Source organism: Aurantiacibacter aquimixticola (assembly GCF_003605475.1).
In the GTDB taxonomy this organism is placed as follows: domain Bacteria; phylum Pseudomonadota; class Alphaproteobacteria; order Sphingomonadales; family Sphingomonadaceae; genus Alteraurantiacibacter; species Alteraurantiacibacter aquimixticola_B.
In genome coordinates this window covers 1-17,815 of record NZ_RAHX01000001.1, presented here as the reverse complement: position 1 = coordinate 17,815, position 17,815 = coordinate 1, and the positions used below count along the sequence as shown (strand labels likewise).

The 17,815-nt window shown below is 63.5% G+C and carries 16 protein-coding genes; 12 read left to right on the top strand and 4 right to left on the bottom strand.

Features of this window, described 5'->3' with window-relative positions; translation table 11 throughout:
* Positions 1-116: 116 nt before the first annotated feature.
* Both D6201_RS00080 and D6201_RS00075 read left to right on the top strand, forming a co-directional pair.
* Positions 117-1,517, top strand: a complete 1,401-nt coding sequence (locus D6201_RS00080; protein ID WP_165853454.1) for a cadherin repeat domain-containing protein — start codon at positions 117-119, stop codon at positions 1,515-1,517.
* 80 nt (positions 1,518-1,597) lie between these two features.
* Complete coding sequence (locus D6201_RS00075) at positions 1,598-2,164, top strand: hypothetical protein (protein WP_206781622.1); 567 nt, start codon at positions 1,598-1,600, stop codon at positions 2,162-2,164.
* On the opposite strand, the gene D6201_RS00070 is transcribed toward D6201_RS00075, so the two are convergent.
* A complete protein-coding gene (locus tag D6201_RS00070) occupies positions 2,161-4,149 on the bottom strand; it encodes a protein-disulfide reductase DsbD family protein (RefSeq protein ID WP_120046853.1) in 1,989 nt (662 codons plus the stop codon). The genes D6201_RS00075 and D6201_RS00070 overlap by 4 nt on opposite strands.
* 27 nt (positions 4,150-4,176) lie before the next feature.
* On the opposite strand from D6201_RS00070, the gene D6201_RS00065 reads away from it, so the two are divergent.
* Entirely contained in the window at positions 4,177-5,391 is a 1,215-nt protein-coding gene (locus D6201_RS00065) for an FAD-dependent monooxygenase (RefSeq protein ID WP_120046852.1), read from the top strand.
* An 8-nt stretch (positions 5,392-5,399) separates the two neighbouring features.
* Here D6201_RS00065 and D6201_RS00060 read toward each other — a convergent pair whose 3' ends face one another.
* The 3 genes from D6201_RS00060 to hemC are packed head-to-tail and all read right to left on the bottom strand — an operon-like array spanning position 5,400 to position 8,001.
* On the bottom strand, positions 5,400-6,344 hold the full coding sequence (locus tag D6201_RS00060) for a hypothetical protein (RefSeq protein WP_120046851.1): 945 nt from the start codon (positions 6,342-6,344) through the stop codon (positions 5,400-5,402).
* Positions 6,345-6,403: 59 nt separating this feature from the next.
* On the bottom strand, positions 6,404-7,075 hold the full coding sequence (locus D6201_RS00055) for a uroporphyrinogen-III synthase (RefSeq protein WP_120046850.1): 672 nt from the start codon (positions 7,073-7,075) through the stop codon (positions 6,404-6,406).
* Entirely contained in the window at positions 7,072-8,001 is a 930-nt protein-coding gene (gene hemC / locus D6201_RS00050; RefSeq protein ID WP_120046849.1) for a hydroxymethylbilane synthase, read from the bottom strand. Before hemC ends, D6201_RS00055 begins: the two co-directional genes overlap by 4 nt.
* Positions 8,002-8,046: 45 nt before the next feature.
* Here hemC and tsaD point away from each other — a divergent pair, with 45 nt between their 5' ends.
* The 9 genes from tsaD to D6201_RS00005 form a co-directional block, all read left to right on the top strand.
* A complete protein-coding gene (tsaD, locus tag D6201_RS00045; RefSeq protein ID WP_120046848.1) occupies positions 8,047-9,084 on the top strand; it encodes a tRNA (adenosine(37)-N6)-threonylcarbamoyltransferase complex transferase subunit TsaD in 1,038 nt (345 codons plus the stop codon).
* Positions 9,081-10,061 carry an NAD(P)H-dependent glycerol-3-phosphate dehydrogenase gene (locus tag D6201_RS00040; RefSeq protein WP_120046847.1) on the top strand — a complete coding sequence of 327 codons (981 nt, stop codon included), beginning with the start codon at positions 9,081-9,083 and terminating at the stop codon, positions 10,059-10,061. The genes tsaD and D6201_RS00040 overlap by 4 nt, the downstream gene beginning before the upstream one ends.
* Entirely contained in the window at positions 10,062-11,636 is a 1,575-nt protein-coding gene (locus tag D6201_RS00035; protein WP_340137513.1) for a lipopolysaccharide biosynthesis protein, read from the top strand. It abuts the gene before it with no gap.
* A 275-nt stretch (positions 11,637-11,911) separates the two neighbouring features.
* On the top strand, positions 11,912-13,399 hold the full coding sequence (locus D6201_RS00030; RefSeq protein WP_242447370.1) for a vWA domain-containing protein: 1,488 nt from the start codon (positions 11,912-11,914) through the stop codon (positions 13,397-13,399).
* Between the two features lie 22 nt (positions 13,400-13,421).
* A complete protein-coding gene (locus D6201_RS00025; RefSeq protein WP_242447369.1) occupies positions 13,422-14,174 on the top strand; it encodes an OmpA family protein in 753 nt (250 codons plus the stop codon).
* Positions 14,175-14,341: 167 nt separating this feature from the next.
* Entirely contained in the window at positions 14,342-15,010 is a 669-nt protein-coding gene (locus D6201_RS00020; protein WP_120046845.1) for a helix-hairpin-helix domain-containing protein, read from the top strand.
* A 92-nt stretch (positions 15,011-15,102) separates the two neighbouring features.
* The gene (locus tag D6201_RS00015; protein WP_120046844.1) at positions 15,103-15,483 is read left to right on the top strand and encodes a response regulator; all 381 of its coding nucleotides are present in this window, start codon (positions 15,103-15,105) and stop codon (positions 15,481-15,483) included.
* A gap of 93 nt (positions 15,484-15,576) precedes the next feature.
* Positions 15,577-16,752, top strand: a complete 1,176-nt coding sequence (locus D6201_RS00010) for an acyl-CoA dehydrogenase (protein ID WP_120046843.1) — start codon at positions 15,577-15,579, stop codon at positions 16,750-16,752.
* 153 nt (positions 16,753-16,905) lie between these two features.
* Positions 16,906-17,815 (top strand): P44/Msp2 family outer membrane protein (locus D6201_RS00005; RefSeq protein ID WP_133303910.1); only part of this gene is annotated, 910 nt, incomplete at its 3' end.

Below are 17,815 nucleotides of genomic sequence, written 5' to 3'. Positions count from 1 at the left end.
GAATCTGTATTGCTCTGTCAAAAAAGCGGTAGTAAATATCGCGTCGATGCTGCGTTCATCCAGACGCAGATCTTTTGGACATCCTGCAAATGAGGATTTCGTGGGTGTGCGCTGGCGTGGCCGGCGCTGCACTGCTGCTGGCCGGTTGCGGCGGCGGTAGTTCCGGAAACGGTGGTGGAGGTGGCGGTGGTGGCACTGCGAACCTGCCTCCACGATTTACCAACTCGAATGCCATTTCATTCGTAGAAAGCCAGACTTTTACCGACGATCGTGCCGTGGTGCAGCTTGCAGCGACCGATCCCGACAGCAGTTCCCTGGTTTTCAGTTTCGTCCAAGGCAAGGATGCCGCGCTCTTCTCATTCGTGAATGGGCCGGGCCGGATCGCCTTCAATCAGGCGCCGAGTTTCGAAACGCCACGCGATGCCGACGGCGATAATGTGTACGAGATCGACGTCTCTGTCAGCGATGGCGTAAACACCACGCGGCAGACTATCCGCATTACCGTGACCAACAGTCTGGAAGGCTTGCTGTTCTCCGAAGTTGCGACTGGTCTCGGCCAGAATGGCAAGATCGCCTTCCTTGAAGACACCAAAGACATTCTGGTGGTCGATCAGGCTGGCAATATGGCGCGAGTTGATGCGACGACGGGCGCGATCACGCGCGCTCCAAGGCGCATTGCTTTTGGTGCCGGAACGATCATCGGCACCGCAACGGAAAGCCTGAACCAGCGTGGCGGCAAATTCTATGCGCTTGCTAGTGATGGCACGCATGTCCGCCTGCTCGATGTACAGTATGACACAGGGGCAGCCGAACTCATCTGGGAGTATCGCTCCCCAGCCCCGATCGAAGCGTCGCTCGGCCTCTTGGGCGATGATCCCGTCGTTGCGCTCGGCGACGCCGGCTCACCAACTGCGGCGCAAGATCCCGATGACCCGCGCGGCAATGTGATCGGATTCGTATTCACCAGCGATACGGCGACGCCGACGGTGGCTGTCAGGACCCCCATCAGCAGGGGCTGGGGTTTGCATAATCCGATTTTTGCGCTGTCGGGATTCGCGGGCGATATTCTGATCGACCGTGGCGAACGTTCCAATGAAGCGAATGCGGCCAGGTTCAATCTTGGCCAGGCAAACGCCAATTTCGAATGGCCGATACGGGATGGGGAAACCGATGTCGGGTTCAGCGGCACCGTTGTGGGCGAGCGCGTGCCGCCAAGGCTCGTCCAGGAAATCGGCGCAAACAATGCCGGGCTCTGGCTGGATGCCGGGGACAGCTTGCAGGGCGATAGCTGGAGAGGCGTCTGGATTATCAGCGATGCGAATGGAAACATCTGGACGTGGGACAGTGTGAATTCCGGCCCGCTGGAACGGCGCAATGTCGATTTTGGCATAACAAACCCGACAAGTGCACGCGCATTCGTCTCCATCGACAATGGCGATCGCGCTTCCGAGAATGTCTTCCATGTATTCCTGCTGCGCGCCGATGGCAGGTTGTTCAGGGCAGACACGCAACGCTGATTGATCCCGTGCGGTGCATGGCTGGCTATATCCAGTTATCGGGGCTTGATCCGGCGCGCTGCGAGAGACACTTGCGCGATGTGAAATATTGTTTGCCGATCGTCGCACTCGTTTTCCTTGCCGCCTGCGGCCAGCAACAGAGCGCAGAAGCACAGCCCGAAAGCATGGCGCTGGACGACACGGGGCCGCCGCCTGCTCGCGGGGATGCCTCGCCCGACACGTCCGATGCGAGCTGGCGCGTTGCCGAGGATGGCCAGAGCATCCGCTTCGGCGACGGTGACGAAGCGCCCCTTCTCTCGCTCAAATGCGACCTGTCCGGCGATCCTCAGCAGTTTTCCATTGTTCGCCACGCCGATGCCCTGCCCGGGCAGAGCGCACTGTTTCCCTTCGTCGGTAACGGCATGCGCAGCCGCTTCTTCGCCGATGCCGTTCTCTCGGATGGCGAGTGGCGCTGGGAAGCGAAGCTGCCCGCTGACGATCCGCAGCTCGACATCTTCGAAGGCAATCGCCGCCTGACCGCGACATTGCCGGGCCGCGGAATGCTGGAGATTTCGGGCAGCCGCATACCGGGAGAATTTCTCGCCTGGTGTCGTTCGGGTGGAGCGAATGCGCAGGTGGAAGGGCCGGCGGATCCTTCCGAGGTCTAGCTCTCGGCTAATTCCCTCAACCGGTCCGGAGTGAGCACCTGCGGCAATTGCTCGCCTTCGCTGCCTGCCGGATACCAGACGTAAAGCGGCACGCCCGCAACGCCCCATTGCTCCAGATAGCGCGTGATCGCCGGATCGCCTCGCGTCCAGTCGCCGCGCATCGCGACCACGCCAGCCTCCTCGAAAGCGGCGCGCGTGGCCTCGCGCTCGATCGCGACTTGCTCATTGACCTTGCAGGTGACGCACCAGTCGGCGGTAAACCAGACGAAGACCGGTGCGCCCGATGCCCGCGCATCGGCGAGCGTCTGTTCGGAATAAGCAATCGGGTCGAGCACGCTCTCAGTCGTAGCCGACGCCGTCTCGTCCACGCGAAAAGGCAGTGAGGCGGCGAAATAGAGCGCCGCGGCAAGGCCGATCCAGCCGACCGTGCGGCTGCCCCGCCGGAAAGCGGTAAGCGCAACGACCGGCAGCAGGCCGAGCGCGAGCGCGGTGAATGCGAAATGCGTTCCGCCGAGCCGCCATGCGAGCCACACAAGCGCCAGCGCGGTCAAGCCCATGGGAACGGCCATCCAGCGCCGGAAGCTCTCCATCCACGACCCCGGCTGCGGCAGGCGAGACCGCAGCGCCGGTATTAATCCCAGCAACAAGAACGGCAGGGCAAGACCTAGGCCGAGAGCGGCGAACAGGAGCAGCGCCTGCTCCGCGGGCACCAGCAGGGCAGCACCGAGCGCTGCAGCCATAAACGGGCCGGTGCACGGTGTCGCGACGACGGCCGCCAGCAATCCGGTGGCAAACGCGCTACTCTTGCCCGCGCTGCGGATCGGCAGGTTCGGCAATTCGAACAGTCCGGCAAGATTGGCTGTGATCAGGGTTGCCAGCACCAGCAGCGCGCCGACGACGAGCGGCTGTTGCAATTGGAACGCCCAGCCCACCTGCTCGCCCGCTGCGCGCAGGGCCAGCATTGCCGCGCCGAGCGCGACGCATGCAAGCACCACGCCTGCCGTATAAGCCAGTCCCTCCCGCCGCGCGCTGCTCTCGCTGGCTCCCGCGCGTGCCAGGGTCAGTGCCTTCAGGCTCAGAATAGGAAATACGCAGGGCATCAGATTGAGCAGCAATCCGCCCAGCAGCGCGCCGCTCAGCAGCAGGATAAGCGGGCTATCCGCCATCGCGCCGCCCAGTGGCGTTCCGCCGACGGGCACATCGCCCGGCGCGCCCGCAAAACGGATGCCCTCGCCATCGCCGAAGGACAATATCCCCGCGATCCGACCGGGCTCCTCGCGCTCGAAACCGCGCGGGATTTCGACGATCACGCTGTCGCCATTCCGCCAGAAGTGCTGCGGCGCGTTGTAATCGACCACGCCCGACTGTTCGATGAAAAGATGCGGATCGCCGATTGCCACGGTTTCCGGCAGCGGAATGGTGACGCGAAGCGATTGCGGTGTGAATGCAAAGCGCGCTTCGCTGTCGATCAGCGGCGGGATGGCCGCCCGCGCCTCGTCGAACGAACTGCGCAAGGCCGCGCCCGCTTGCGGATATCGCAGCGTCAGCGTCGCCTCCTGCGGAACACACAGCGTGTCCGAACACACCAGATAGCGCGCCGTGACCTGCGCCGGCGCCGCATCGGCCTGTGAACCGATTTCGATCGGCACGAGCACGGTGTAGTCGTCTTTGTAGGCGTGGTTGGCGATGCCGAAATAGCTCAGCACGCTCGGCACCGGATATTGCGGATCTCCCGCCTCCCAGCCGGCGGGTAGCTGCCAGTCGAGCTCCATGCCAAGGCCGGCCTCGCCCGGATTGGACCAGTAACCGTGCCAGCCCTCCCGCGGACTGAAGCGCAGTGCGGTCGTCAGCGTCTCGCCTTGCTGGGGCGCACTTTCCGTAACCCAGTCCACGGTCATGTAGCTGTCCTGCTGCGCGGCGAGCGGGCTGGCCCACAGCAGCGCGATGGCCAGCAGATACCGGACAATGGAGAGGCTTGCCTGCATTACGCAAGGCACCTAGGTGCGGGGGCGATGGCGGACAAGCGTGATCTCCTCATTCTCGGCGGTGGCCTGGTCGGCATGACGCTGGCGCTGGCCGCGGCGCGCAAGGGCATTTCCAGCCATGTCGTCGATCGCGCCGACCCGGCGGATCTGACAGCGGAGGGATTCGACGGGCGCGCCTCGGCAATATCGACCGCGAGCTGGAATCTCTTTCGCAATATCGGCCTTGCCGAAACGCTCGAGCCGCATGGCTGCCGCATCGAGAATATCGCCGTGACGGACGCAATGCGTCCGGGCCGGATCGATTTCCAGCCCGAACCGCATGAAGGCACGCTGGGCCGGATGTTCGCCAATCGCCAGCTGCGCCTCGCCCTGTTCGAGGCAGCGAAGTCGGAAGAACTGATTGCGTGGTATTCCGAGGCCGAGATTGTCGATCGCCAGCGCGGCGAGCATGGCGTGTCCGCGACGCTGGCGGATGGCACCAGCCTGGAAGCCAGCCTGATGGTCGCCGCCGAAGGACGCGGATCGCCCACACGCGATGGTGCGGGAATCTCGCTGGCCAAGTGGGATTACAGACACCGCGCGATCATTGCCGGGCTGATCCACGAAAAGCCGCATGACGGCGTTGCATGGGAAATCTTCTATCCTGCCGGGCCATTCGCGCTCCTGCCGCTCCTCGACGATGAGGCGGGACGTTATCGCTCCGCGCTCGTGTGGACGGTGGACGAGGCCGATGCCGATGGCGTGCTCAAACTGTCCGACCGGGCGTTTCTTGCCGAAGTCGAGAAACGAATGGACGGGCTGTTCGGCGCGCTCGAACTCAATGGCGGGCGCAGTTCCTATCCGCTCGGCTTCCACCACACGGCAAAGATCGCGGATCATCGCCTCGCGCTTGTGGGTGATGCGGCGCACGGTATCCATCCGATCGCGGGGCAGGGCCTCAATCTGGGTCTGCGCGATGTCGGCGCGCTGGTGGAGGTGATTGCCGAAGGCAAGCGTATCGGGCTCGATCCCGGCGATGCGCAATCGCTTGCCCGGTACGAGAAATGGCGCGGGCTGGATGCCTTCATGGTCGCGCTTGCAACCGATGGCCTCACGCGCCTGTTCGGCATTCCGGGCAAATTGCCCAGCGCCGTCCGGCGCCTTGGAATGGCGGGCGTGCAGCGTATGCCGTCACTCAAGCGGTGGTTCATGGATGAAGCCCGCGGGATGAGCGGCGATCTGCCGGAATTGTTGAAAGGCTAAAGCGCGGACTAGCGCCGTGTATTGCCCGCCGGACTGCGCTGCTCGACCGGTGCGCCCTCGCCATCGCGCAACTCGCGCGGATCGAGCACAGCGGCAGTTTCGAGTGCTTCCAAGGCGCGCTGGGCTCCGGCAAAGCGTTCGGCATCGTCGATCCAGTCCTGCGCGATGGCCGCATTTGGCAAGTTGCGGATTTCCGACACGGCTGCCTCGGTGCGACCGCTCTCGAGGAACATTCGCGCGCGCTCAAGGCGGCGCTCGGCCACGGGAGAAGCGGTTTCATCACGGCGAACGACGAAGACTTCGGAAAGTTCGCGGCCCAATCGGGTGAATACCCCTTCCCCGTCGGGCGCGTCATCCAGCTGCGGCGCGAGGCCTTCGAGCCGCGCCAGGAGCTGGTCGAGCGTCACGGGGTCTTTCGCAGCATCGACGATGGCCTGCACCGCGCGCGGGCGAGTCTCACCAAAGCGCAGCCGCAACTGGTCCGCCAGATAGCCGAGCGGTTCACCGCGCTCGATGACGCGGCGACTGGCGAAGGCAATCAACAAAGCTTCGGCGCGCGCGGCATTGCCGGCCGCCGATTGCGCCTGAATGTCGAGGCGAGTGAGACGCTGCTCCATAGCAGCGACGCGACTGTCCAGGCCGCCCTGCTGCTCCACCACACGCTCGACTTCGGCCGCCTGGCGTGCACCCTCGGCGGCCACTTCGGGCGACGCAGCGGCGCTGGGTTCCGACGAATTGAGATCGTCCTCGGCCGCTTCATCCGGGATGGCTGCCGCAGGAACTTCGCTTTCGCTGCGCATCGAAAACAGACCGGCGACACCGCCGTCGCTCGTCAGCCACCAGGTGCCGACGACGCCCAGCAGAAATGCTCCGCCGACCGCAATCAAAACGGGGCGCATCGAGGATTTGTGCCGTTTCGTGCCCGCAGGCGTGAAATCGAGGCCCTGCTCCATAAAGTCCTTACTAAACGATGGCGGATAGGGGGCGCGTTTCCGCCTTCCAACGTGTGACCTTAATGGCACATGTCCCGCGCCAAGGCCAACAGCGCGGTGTCATTGGGTTGTGGAGCAGCTTCGCAAGCACGCCAGCCATCGCCAGCGGCATCCGCAACGCGCGGCCCGATACAGGCGAGCGCGATGCGCGTCTTGTCGAGTTCGCGCCTTTCGCATTCGGAGGCAAAATGCCGTGCGGCGGCAGCGGAATGGAGCAGCACCAGCGGCTCGCTGGCGCGCAGCGAGACCTCGTCGCTGCCCGTCAGCGGCAGGGCGCGCACCTCGTAGAGAATGCGCGTGGTGACGGTCATGTCTGCCGGGACATCGAGCGCGACGTGCTCCGACCCGGCCAGCCGCAGAAAACGCGTGGTCTTCTTCGCTCTGTCGATCAGCGCCTGCAAGCCGCCTTGCCCGGTTCTCCCAACCATGAAACCGGCCTCCCGAGCGGCCAGCGCCGTGGCCTCTCCGACAGCGTGAACCGGCAGGCCGGAGAGGCTTTCGAGCGCACCGCCGCCATGCCGAAAGGCGTTCGCGCTCCCGACCAGCAGTGCATCGAAATCCTCTGCATCGGGCGCAGTCCAGCGCAGCGGGACGACCTCGAACAACGGCCTGCCTATAATCGCTAGCCCCAGCTCGCGCGCCGCCTGCAATGTCGCCTGTAAACCCGGTTCGGGACGGATCGCGAAAATCACGGCGTCCCCCCGAAAAGCGCCCGAGTGGCGGGAGAGGCGCGGCGGAGGAGATCCTCCGCAAGCGCGCGCGCCGCCGCATCGTCGCCCGGTGAAAATTGCATTTCGCCGTCCACCCGCTCCGCGCCGTCATGGCTGAAGATAGCCGCTCGCATCTCCAGCATATCGCCCGTGTGATCGCACAATACGGCAATCGGCGAATGGCAGGTGCCGTTCAGGCCGGAGAGGAGCACGCGCTCAGCCATGACTTCGGCGCGGCTGGGTGCGTGGTCCAGCGGGGCAAGCGCCCGCCGCGTCGCATCGTCCCGCGTCCGGCACTCCAGCGCGATGGCGCCTTGTGCAGGGGCCGGAAGCCAGTTTGCCGGATCGAGCGGAATGCCGATATCGTCCTGGCCGAGGCGCTCCAGCCCGGCAGCTGCCAGAAACGTCGCGTCGGCCTCGCCCGCATCCAGCTTGGCGAGCCGCGTGGCGACATTGCCGCGGAACGTGACGACTTTACAGTCGGGCCTGTGGTGCAGCAGCTGGGCCGCGCGGCGCGGCGCGCTGGTCCCGATTACCGCCCCTTTCGGCAAATCCTTTATGCTGTTGGCACCGATCAATCTGTCCCGCTTGTCGGCACGCGGCAGTATCGCGGCCAGCGTCAGGCTTTCCGGCCTGAAAGTCTCGACATCCTTGAGCGAGTGCACTGCCGCATCGATCCGCTCCTCTGCCAGCCAGGCGTCCAGTTCCCTCGTCCAAAGCGCCTTGCCGCCGATCTCGGCCAGCGGGCGATCCTGCACCTTGTCTCCGCTCGCGATGACGGGGACAAGTTCGACTGCATCAATTTCCCATCCATGCGCCTCGCAGAGGCGGCGGCGCGCCTCCTTGGCCTGCGCCATCGCCAGCGGCGAACGACGCGTTCCAAGTCTGATCCGGGGGAATTGGGTCATAGAGCGCGTTTGCCCTAGCGAGGGACTAGGCTAAGGGGAAGCCGCATGACATTGGTCCTCGGCATAGAAAGCTCCTGCGACGAAACCGCAGCCGCTCTGGTGACCGGTGAGCGCGTCATTCTCGCGCAGGCGATTGCCAGCCAGGACGAGGAGCACGCTCCCTATGGCGGGGTCGTTCCCGAAATCGCGGCACGCGCCCATGCCGAGCGGTTGGCTCCGCTTATCGAGCGCGTGCTGGGCGAGGCCGATATCGGACTTGCCGAATGCGACGCCATCGCGGCGACAGCGGGGCCGGGCCTGATCGGCGGAGTGATGGTCGGACTGGTGACGGCAAAGGCACTGGCGATGGCGACGGACACTCCGCTGCTTGCCATCAATCACCTCGAAGGGCACGCATTGTCGCCGCGGCTTGCCGATCCGGCGCTTGATTTTCCCTACGCCCTGCTGCTGGTGAGCGGCGGGCATTGCCAGATCCTGCGTGTCGAAGGGGTTGGTCGCTACCAACGTCTGGCCACCACGATCGACGATGCGCTGGGCGAAGCATTCGACAAGACCGCGAAGATACTCGGTCTCGGCTATCCCGGCGGCCCGGCGGTGGAGCGACTGGCAATGCAAGGCGACCCGCAAGCCGTGCCGCTGCCGCGGCCTCTCAAGGGCAGCAAAGAGCCGCATTTCAGCTTCGCGGGCCTCAAGAGCGCCGTCCTTCGCGCGAAGGAATCCGGAGAACATGCCGATGCCGATATCGCAGCCAGCTTTCAGCAGGCTGCGCTGGATTGCATTCTCGATAGGACGGGGCGGGCATTGCATGAAATGGGCGATGTGAACGCAATTGTCGTCGCTGGCGGCGTCGCGGCCAATCGGACGGTGCGTTCGGGCCTCGAAGCGCTCGCCTCGGCCAGACAACTGCCCTTCATCGCCCCTCCCCTGGCCCTCTGCACGGACAATGCCGCGATGATTGCCTGGGCGGGTGTGGAGCGCCTGAAGGCGGGCTTTTCCGCCGATCCGCTCGACCTGAAGGCACGCCCGCGCTGGCCGCTCGACCCGGATGCGCCACCGGCCCGCGGCGCAGGGATCAAGGCGTGATCGGGGTCGTCGGAGCAGGTGCCTGGGGCACCGCGCTGGCGCAGGCGCTCGCCAGCGACGGGCGCAGCGTCAAGCTCTGGGCGCTCGAGGATGGCCTTGCCGAAGCTATCAACGAAACCCGCAGAAATGCGCTGTATCTGCCATCCGCCGATCTGGCACCGAGCATCGAGGCGACCGGCGATCTTGCCGCGATGGGATCATGCGACATCCTGCTGCTGGTGACTCCGGCGCAGCACATGGGAGGAACTCTCGAAAAACTCGGCGCGCTCCCGCGCGACCTTGTTCTGTGCTCCAAGGGCATAGAAGCATCGACCGGCCGCATGATGCACGATGTGGCGCACGATGCCGCTCCCGAAAGCGAGATCGCCGTCCTTTCGGGCCCGACCTTCGCCCATGAGGTGGCCGCTGGCCTGCCATGCGCAGTCACGCTGGCCTGCGGCGGCGGCGAGGCGCAGTGGAACCGGCTCTCCCCAGCCATCGCGTCTCCTAATTTCCGCCCGTATTTCTCCGAGGATGTGATCGGAGCCGAAGTCGGCGGTGCGGTGAAGAACGTGCTGGCAATCGCTTGCGGCGTGGTCGAGGGGTTGGCCCTCGGCCAAAACGCGCGCAACGCCTTGATAACGCGGGGTTTTGCCGAGATGCTGCGCTTCGGCGTCGCACTTGGTGGCAAACCGGAAACGCTCAATGGCCTGTGCGGCCTGGGCGATCTGGTGCTGACCTGCTCTTCGACTTCCAGCCGCAATTTTTCGCTCGGGAAGGCGCTCGGCGAAGGGCAGAGCGCGGCGGAGGCACTGGCTGACAAACGCACCGTGGCCGAGGGTGCGCACACCGCGCCCGTGCTGCGGGATATCGCCCGCGAGCGCGGGGTTCAGATGCCCATCGTCGAAGCGGTGAATGAGTTGCTGGCCGGCCGCGGCGCACGCGATGTGGTCGCCGATCTGCTTGCCCGTCCGCTCAAGGCCGAAGGGCTCAGATAATTGGCTGAGACCGGCAAGCCGGCCCCCGCGACCGATCCAGGCAGCGACGATATGAACGCCCTCGTCAAGGGCGGACGCACGAATACGCTGGGCTTCGTCATCCGCCTGCTGGGTGGCATTCCCTTTCTGTTCATCGGCTATCGGCTTTACGGCGTCGAGGAAATGGGCCGCTTCGCCTCCGCCGTCGTGGTAGTGGAACTGTTCGCGCTGATCTGCGCGCTCGGCGAAAAGCGCGGGCTGGCGCAGCGGCTGACGCTGGGATCGAAGGTGGACGGGCAGAAGCGGGTCAATCTCGTCTTCGACGGCATGCTCGCTTCGCTCATTATTTCCAGCATCGTCGTCCTGTTGCTCGCATTCTTCCCCTACCCCATCTTCCCCAATGGCATGAGCGGCCGCTACGATATCCTGATCATCGGCGCGATCCCGGCCTTCGCGCTCACTGAAATCCTTCTCGCCGCGCAAGCCTACCGCTTCGATATCGCAACCACGGTGCGTGCTCGCGCAGTGGTGGAGCCGTGGACACGCAGCTTTGCGGTCGTGGCCTTCTTTTTCATCCCGACCTTGCGCGATGGCGGGGTGGCACTGGCTTATCTGGTGTCGATCTATGCAGCGCTGGCGGCTGCCGCCTGGCCCTTCTTCCGAACGTACGGCCCGCCCCGCGCATGGCGACCGCGCCCGCGCTATCTCATCCAGATGATCGGCAAGGCGCTGCCCCTTGCCGGAGCCGACGTTATTGAGCGCGGTACCCGGCTGATCGACGTTTTCATCCTTGGGCTGTCGGCATCGCCAACCGCTGTGGGCATCTATTATTTCGCGAAGGAAGTCGCCAGCCTGCCGCAGAAGCTCAAGACCAGTTTTGAACCGGTGTTGAGCCCCGTCATCACGAAAAACCTCAAGACGGGCGATTTCAGCGCGATTGCGAAGCAGGTGCGGCAGGTCGGGTTCTGGATTGTCGCACTACAACTGGGCATCGCGCTGTCCCTCGCCATTCCAGGGGAAGCTGTGATGGGGCTTGGCGGGCCGGCAATCGTCGGCGGCACAGGTGCGCTCGCCCTGTTGCTGGTGGCCGAAGCGGTCGCATCCATGGCTGTCGTTTCAGAGGGCGTGCTCGTCTACATCGCCAAGAAGCGCAATCTCGCCATCTCCACCGGCGTCATCGCTTTACAGATCGCCATGACAGTCGGCCTTATCATGCTGGTCGAGAGATTGGGGCTCGATGACGGATTCAAGGCGGCGGGTGCCGCAACAGCGCTGCTGATTGCGCTCGGCATTTCCAGCGTGGTGAAAGCACTGCTGCTGAAAAAGCTTCTCGGCGCGCCTGTCGGCAATCTGCGGATGGCGCTGGTCTGGGCAACGGGGGCGGCCGTCATTGTCGGTCAGATCGCTATCCTGCTGCCCGAATGGCTGGAGCTCGCCATCGGCATACCGGCCATCCTGGCTGCGTATGGCTGGGTGATCTGGACCAAGGGCTTCGGGCCCGAAGACCGCGTTCTTTTCAGGAAGAGCAAGAAGGTAGCCGAGAGCGACGGAAAGGCAAGGGCGCAAGAAAATGCTGCGGAGCCACCTGGAAGCTGAACGACAGGTTCATCTGAATTCAGAAAACATTCACCGCGCCAAATCGAACTCTGCCCTACGCGATAAGGGGACAAGATATGCGTATTGGGGCAGGAAAACTCACCGCCGTGGCTATTATTGGCATGCTGGCGGCATGTGAAACCGCGATAACTGAAAGCGGCGATCGCGTCGCCGAGGCACCACCGCCACCGCCACCGCCGTCAGCTCCCGCTCCGCCACCACCGCCTGGCGCAGAATCCATCGTGGTCACAGGCAGCCGCGTTTCGCGCTCGGACATGCAGAGCATTTCGCCTGTGGCCACGGCAGAAGCCGAGAGCTACGAAGGCCGCTATCTTTCCATCCCGCCCATTCGCATCGCGACCGATCCCGGCCGCGAGCAATATGACGGCGAAGAAGTGTCACCGGTCAAGCTGACCGCTTACGAACCCGTCAGCACGTTCTCGGTCGATGTCGACACAGGCGCCTACGCCAATGTACGCCGCTTCCTCTCTATGGGTCAGCTGCCGCCTGCCGCCGCAGTCCGAACCGAGGAGATGATCAATTACTTCCGCTACGATTACCCGATGCCGGAAGACCCCTCGCAGCCATTTTCTGTCACGACGGATATGGCGGTGACGCCCTGGAATGAGAACACCCACCTGCTGCGCGTCGGGCTGCGCGGTTACGACATTGCGCGCGAAGAGCGGCCAGCAGCCAATTTCGTGTTCCTGCTGGACGTGTCCGGTTCCATGAATGCGCCCGACAAGCTGCCGCTGGTCAAGACCGCAATGCGGCAACTGGCGGGCGAGCTGGAAGATCAGGACCGGGTGTCCATCGTCGTCTACGCCGGGGCTGCTGGGCTAGTGCTCGACCCGACCAATGACGAGGACGAGATCCGCCGCGCCATCGACTCGCTCGAAGCCGGCGGTTCTACCGCGGGCGGCGCGGGATTGCGTCTCGCCTACGATGTCGCGCGATCGGCCTTTATCGAGGACGGCGTCAATCGCGTCATCCTCGCCACAGATGGCGATTTCAATGTCGGCATTTCCGATCGCGATGCGCTGGTCGAGATGATCGAGCGCGAGCGCGACAGTGGCATCACGCTGACGACGCTCGGCTTCGGCACGGGCAATCTCAACGATGCCATGATGGAGCAGATCGCCAATCACGGTAACGGCAATTACGCATATATCGACAGCGCGATGGAAGCGCGAAAAGTGCTCTCGGACGAGATGACGAGCACACTTTTCACCATCGCGCACGATGTGAAGGTGCAGGTGGAATTCAACCCTGCGCTCGTGTCGCAATACCGGCTGATCGGATATGAGAACCGAGCGCTGCGCGAAGAAGACTTCGACAACGATGCCGTCGATGCTGGAGAGATCGGCGCCGGTCATCAGGTCACGGCTTTGTACGAGATCGTGCCTGCCGGGACGCCCGGTTGGTCGCGCCCGCGGCGTTACGAGGCGCAGCCTGAAGTGCCCGCAACCCGCACCGACGAGATGGGCTTCGTCCAGCTGCGCTACAAATTGCCGGGCGAGGATCGCTCCCGCCTCATCCAGCGTCCGCTGCCTACTCGCCTCCTGACGGGCGCGGACCGGGTGCGCGGGGACATGGCGTTTGCCAGCGCCGTTGCGGCTTACGGCCAGCTTCTTCGCGGCGATGCGCTGCTCAACGGTTTCGACTACGACGATGCCGTAGCACTGGCTGGCAGGCAGGACGGATACTGGCGGGAGGAATTCCTGCAGCTCGCCGCCTTGGCGGAATCGCTCGACGCGCGGTGACGTGATTGGCTAGAGGGCGGCGATGATGTCCATGCTTCGCCGCCCGCTGATCGCTATCGCGCTCGGTGCCTTCCTCGTTTTCCTAATCGCCCGCTTCGGTGCCGCAGCCAGCGCGCCCGAATTTGCCGCACAGCTTTCCCGCCAGGCGCCGGGCGTCATCGCCGAGGCGGGCGGGACGCCAAGTGTCCGCGCCCTCTTCCGCTCGCCGCGCGGCTATCCAAGTCGCCATCCCCTTCTGGTTGGTGGAGAGCCGCTCGACGAAAGCACGCGGGCGCAGATTGCGATGGCCGTTGGTGCCGTTCCCGGCGTGGGCGGAATTCGCTGGTCCGACGGTGACATGATGGCGCAGAGCGGGGAGCCGGTCTTCCGACCGCTTCACTGCCAGGAAGATGTGCAAGCGCTGCTCCGCGCGCGCACGATCCGGTTTGAAGAAAGCTCCGCCACGATGGACATTGCCAGTATCGGTCTGCTTGACGAGGTGGCGACCGCGCTGCGCCCCTGCCTTGGCTCTATCATCCAGATTACGGGCCATACCGACAGTTCCGGCCCGGAGCCCGGCAATATCGCCTTGTCCGCGCAGCGCGCCGCAGCCGTTCGCGCCGCTCTCATCCGCGAGGGTATTCCTGCAGACGGCTTGCGTGCGCGCGGGGTCGGTTCGCGCCAGCCGGTTGAAGGACTCGACCCGACGGATCCGGCCAATCGCCGTATCGAATTTTCCGTCATCGCTACCGAACCTATTCGGCCGACGCCTGTCGATACGCCCGCCCCGCGCTGACGGGTGCCGAACGCATCGCTTGCGCGTTGGACCCCTAGAGACGTACAGACCCCGCCATGCCGATCTGGATGGAGATACTTGTGCTCATGATGTTCGCCTATGCGATAGGCCTGGGCATCGGCTGGGCCATCTGGGGCAGGACAGGATAGAAGGAAGGCGCGAGCGAAATGCCCGAATTGCTGCAGGAATACTGGATCTGGATCGTCGTCGCGCTGGTCATCGGCGTCGTCGTCGCGTGGTGGGTTTTCAACGCCTCGCGCACCACGAAGGTGGAAGTGGAAGACAAGGCCGATGGCGCGCCTGCCAAACGCAATCAGGCGCTGATCGATGCGCCGCCAGCCGCCAAATCCGGTTCGATGTCTACCGAGAAACTGCATGAGGAAAGTGCAGAGAACCTGGTTCATGATCAGCAGGATGCGCAGGCGGCGAAAAGCGAAGCTTCCCCCGGCAATATCTCCGCTGCTGCCAACACGGACCAGATTGCCGCCGCTCCCGCAGCAGCGGACGCCGAAGCCGGTGCCGCCGTGCCCGCGCGCGAAGCCATGAAGCAGGTGCCCGCCGATATGGCGAAGGATGCGCCTGCCAAGCCCGCTGCGGGACACGACGATCTGAAGCGGATCAAGGGGGTCGGCCCCAAGCTGGTGACGATCCTGCACGAGCAGGGCGTGACGAGCTTCAAGCAGATTGCCGCATGGGACGATGCACAGATCGATCGGATCGATGAAAAACTCGGCCGCTTTCAGGGGCGCATTCGCCGTGACGATTGGGTCGAACAGGCGCGTCTTCTCGATAAGGGTGATATGTCCGCGTACGAGGATCGCTTCGGAAAGGTGTGACCACGGCGTTAAGGATTTCGGGAACCGTGTTCACCATGTCGGCGTAGAATGTCTTACGTACACGACACAACGACACCCCGGGGGACTTTTCGATGGCCACGCAACCCACAACCGACCAGCAGACCGTGCTGGTGGTAGAAGACGAATTCATCATTGCGCTCGACCTTTCGGAGACAGTTCGCGATCTCGGTCACCGCGTGGAAGGCCCTTATGCGAACAAGGATCATGCATTTATTGCAATCGACCAGGAGATGCCAGACGTCGCGATTCTCGATGTGATGACCGCCGATGGCGAAGTTTTTCCACTTGCCGATGCGTTGACCGAAGCGGGCGTGCCGATCATCTTCCACTCCGGACACATCACCGACAAGGACATCGAAGAACGCTATCCGAATGCCATGGCAGCGGCGAAGCCTTGCCCACCGGCCAAGCTGGTCGAAATGATCGAGACCGCGCGCGAGATGGCACACTGATCGCCTGATCGGCCCTCCAGCCACCGATACCGCCTTGCCGCGCCCGGGATGAAAATCTAGGGCCGGTTTCAAAGGAGACTATTTGTGGCCGATATGGTGCCCTTCGACTGGGCCGACCCCTTCAATCTCGACGACCAGCTGAGCGACGAAGAGCGCATGGTGCGCGATTCCGCCCACGCTTTCGCGCAGAGCGAACTGCAGACACGCGTGATCGAAGCGTACGCGCAGGAAACCGACGCGCCCGAGCTGTTCCCCCTGATGGGAAAGGCCGGGTTGCTGGGTGTCACCATTCCCGAAGAATTCGGCGGATCGGGCGCAAGCTATGTCGCTTATGGACTGGTCGCGCGCGAAATCGAGCGGGTGGACAGCGGCTATCGCTCAATGGCGAGCGTGCAATCGAGCCTCGTCATGTATCCTATCCATGCCTACGGTTCGGACGAGCAGCGCCACAAATACCTGCCCGGGCTCGCCAGTGGTGAACTGATCGGCTGTTTCGGCCTGACCGAACCCGATGCAGGATCCGATCCCGCGGGCATGCGCACTTATGCGAAAAAGGATGGCGATGGTTATTCGCTCTCCGGCGCGAAGACCTGGATATCGAACTCGCCATTCGCCGATGTCTTCGTGGTCTGGGCGAAATCCGAAGCGCATGGCGACAAGGTCCGCGGCTTCGTGCTGGAAAAGGGGATGGCAGGTCTCGAAGCGCCGCGCATCAAGGGGAAGCTTTCGCTACGGGCGAGCACGACCGGCATGATCCAGATGGACGAAGTGAAGCTCCCGGCAGAGGCCCTGTTGCCCGATGTCGAAGGCATGAAAGGGCCCTTCGGCTGCCTCAACCGGGCCCGCTACGGCATTTCGTGGGGCAGCATGGGTGCGGCCGAATTCTGTTATCACGCCGCCCGCCAATACGGTCTCGATCGCCACCAGTTCGGCGTGCCGCTGGCTTCCAAACAGCTCTATCAGTTGAAGCTAGCCGACATGGCGAGCGAGATAGCGCTGGGCCTGCAGGGTTCGCTTCGCGTCGGTCGCCTGCTGGACGACGGCAACTATGCGCCCGAAATGATCAGCGTGGTGAAACGCAACAATGTCGGCAAAGCGCTCGACATCGCGCGCACCGCACGTGACATGCATGGCGGCAACGGTATCTCGGAAGAATATCAGGTCATGCGGCACATGCTGAACTTGGAAACCGTAAACACCTATGAGGGTACGCACGATGTGCATGCCCTCATTCTGGGACGTGCGATTACCGGTATTCCGGCCTTTTGACGACGAAATCCTTGCTGAATATGGTGCAATTGCGCAACACTGTTGTGGACAGCGCAATTTTTCGCTTCGCAGTAGCGGAACGATAAGGCATTAGAGGAATTGCGGTTTGTATTGCGGGAGGGACTGGTCCCGCGTGGATTGAAGGATAAAAATATGAGGAAACTACTGCTTTCGGCGTCCGTTGCGGCGCTGGCAATTCCGGGAGCGGCGCATGCCGACCCGTATATCGCCATCAGTGGCGGTATTAACACCGCCGAAAACTATGAGAACAGTGGCACACTGGTCGGAGATCTCGATGAAGATCCGCAGGGCGTCTACGATTCCGTACCAGCTGGCACCAATTATGACTTCGAAACGAATGTCGACATTGGTTGGAACGCGGGCGGTGCGATCGGCTACAAGTTCGACAGCGGCCTTCGTGTCGAAATCGAAGGTGAGTATGTCACCCATGATATTGACTATCATGCCGATCTTTTTGTGGGCAACACGCTGGTGCAGGATCAGCCGGCGTATTTTCTGACTCGCACGAGCGGCACAACCCCGGTGGTCACTCTGCTTAACGACGGTCGTGGCGACGTCGAAAGCTACGGTGGTTTTCTCAACATTCTTTATGACTTCGATCTCGGTGCGATCGAGCCTTACATCGGGGCAGGCGCTGGCATTTATGTCATTGACGTAGACTATCTGCCAGGCGGCGTAGACATCGCCAACGACGCCGATACGACCTTCGCCTATCAGGGCATCGCCGGTATTTCGGGTGACCTGTCGCGCAATGTGCAGCTCTTCGCCGAGTACAATTATCGTCGCCTCTTCGACGAAGCTTCGGTGACCGACCTCCTGCTTCCGGGCACGATCGAAATCGACGCGACGCAGCACATTGCGTCGCTGGGTCTGCGGTTCATGCTTGGTGGCGAAGAGGAAGTAATGCTTCCCCCGCCGCCTCCGCCGCCCCCGCCGGCACCGCCTCCCCCGCCGCCGCCTCCGCCCCCGCCGCCTCCGCCGCCGCAGGCTGAGTGCAACACGGGCCCCTACATCGTGTTCTTCGATTGGGATCAGAGCGACA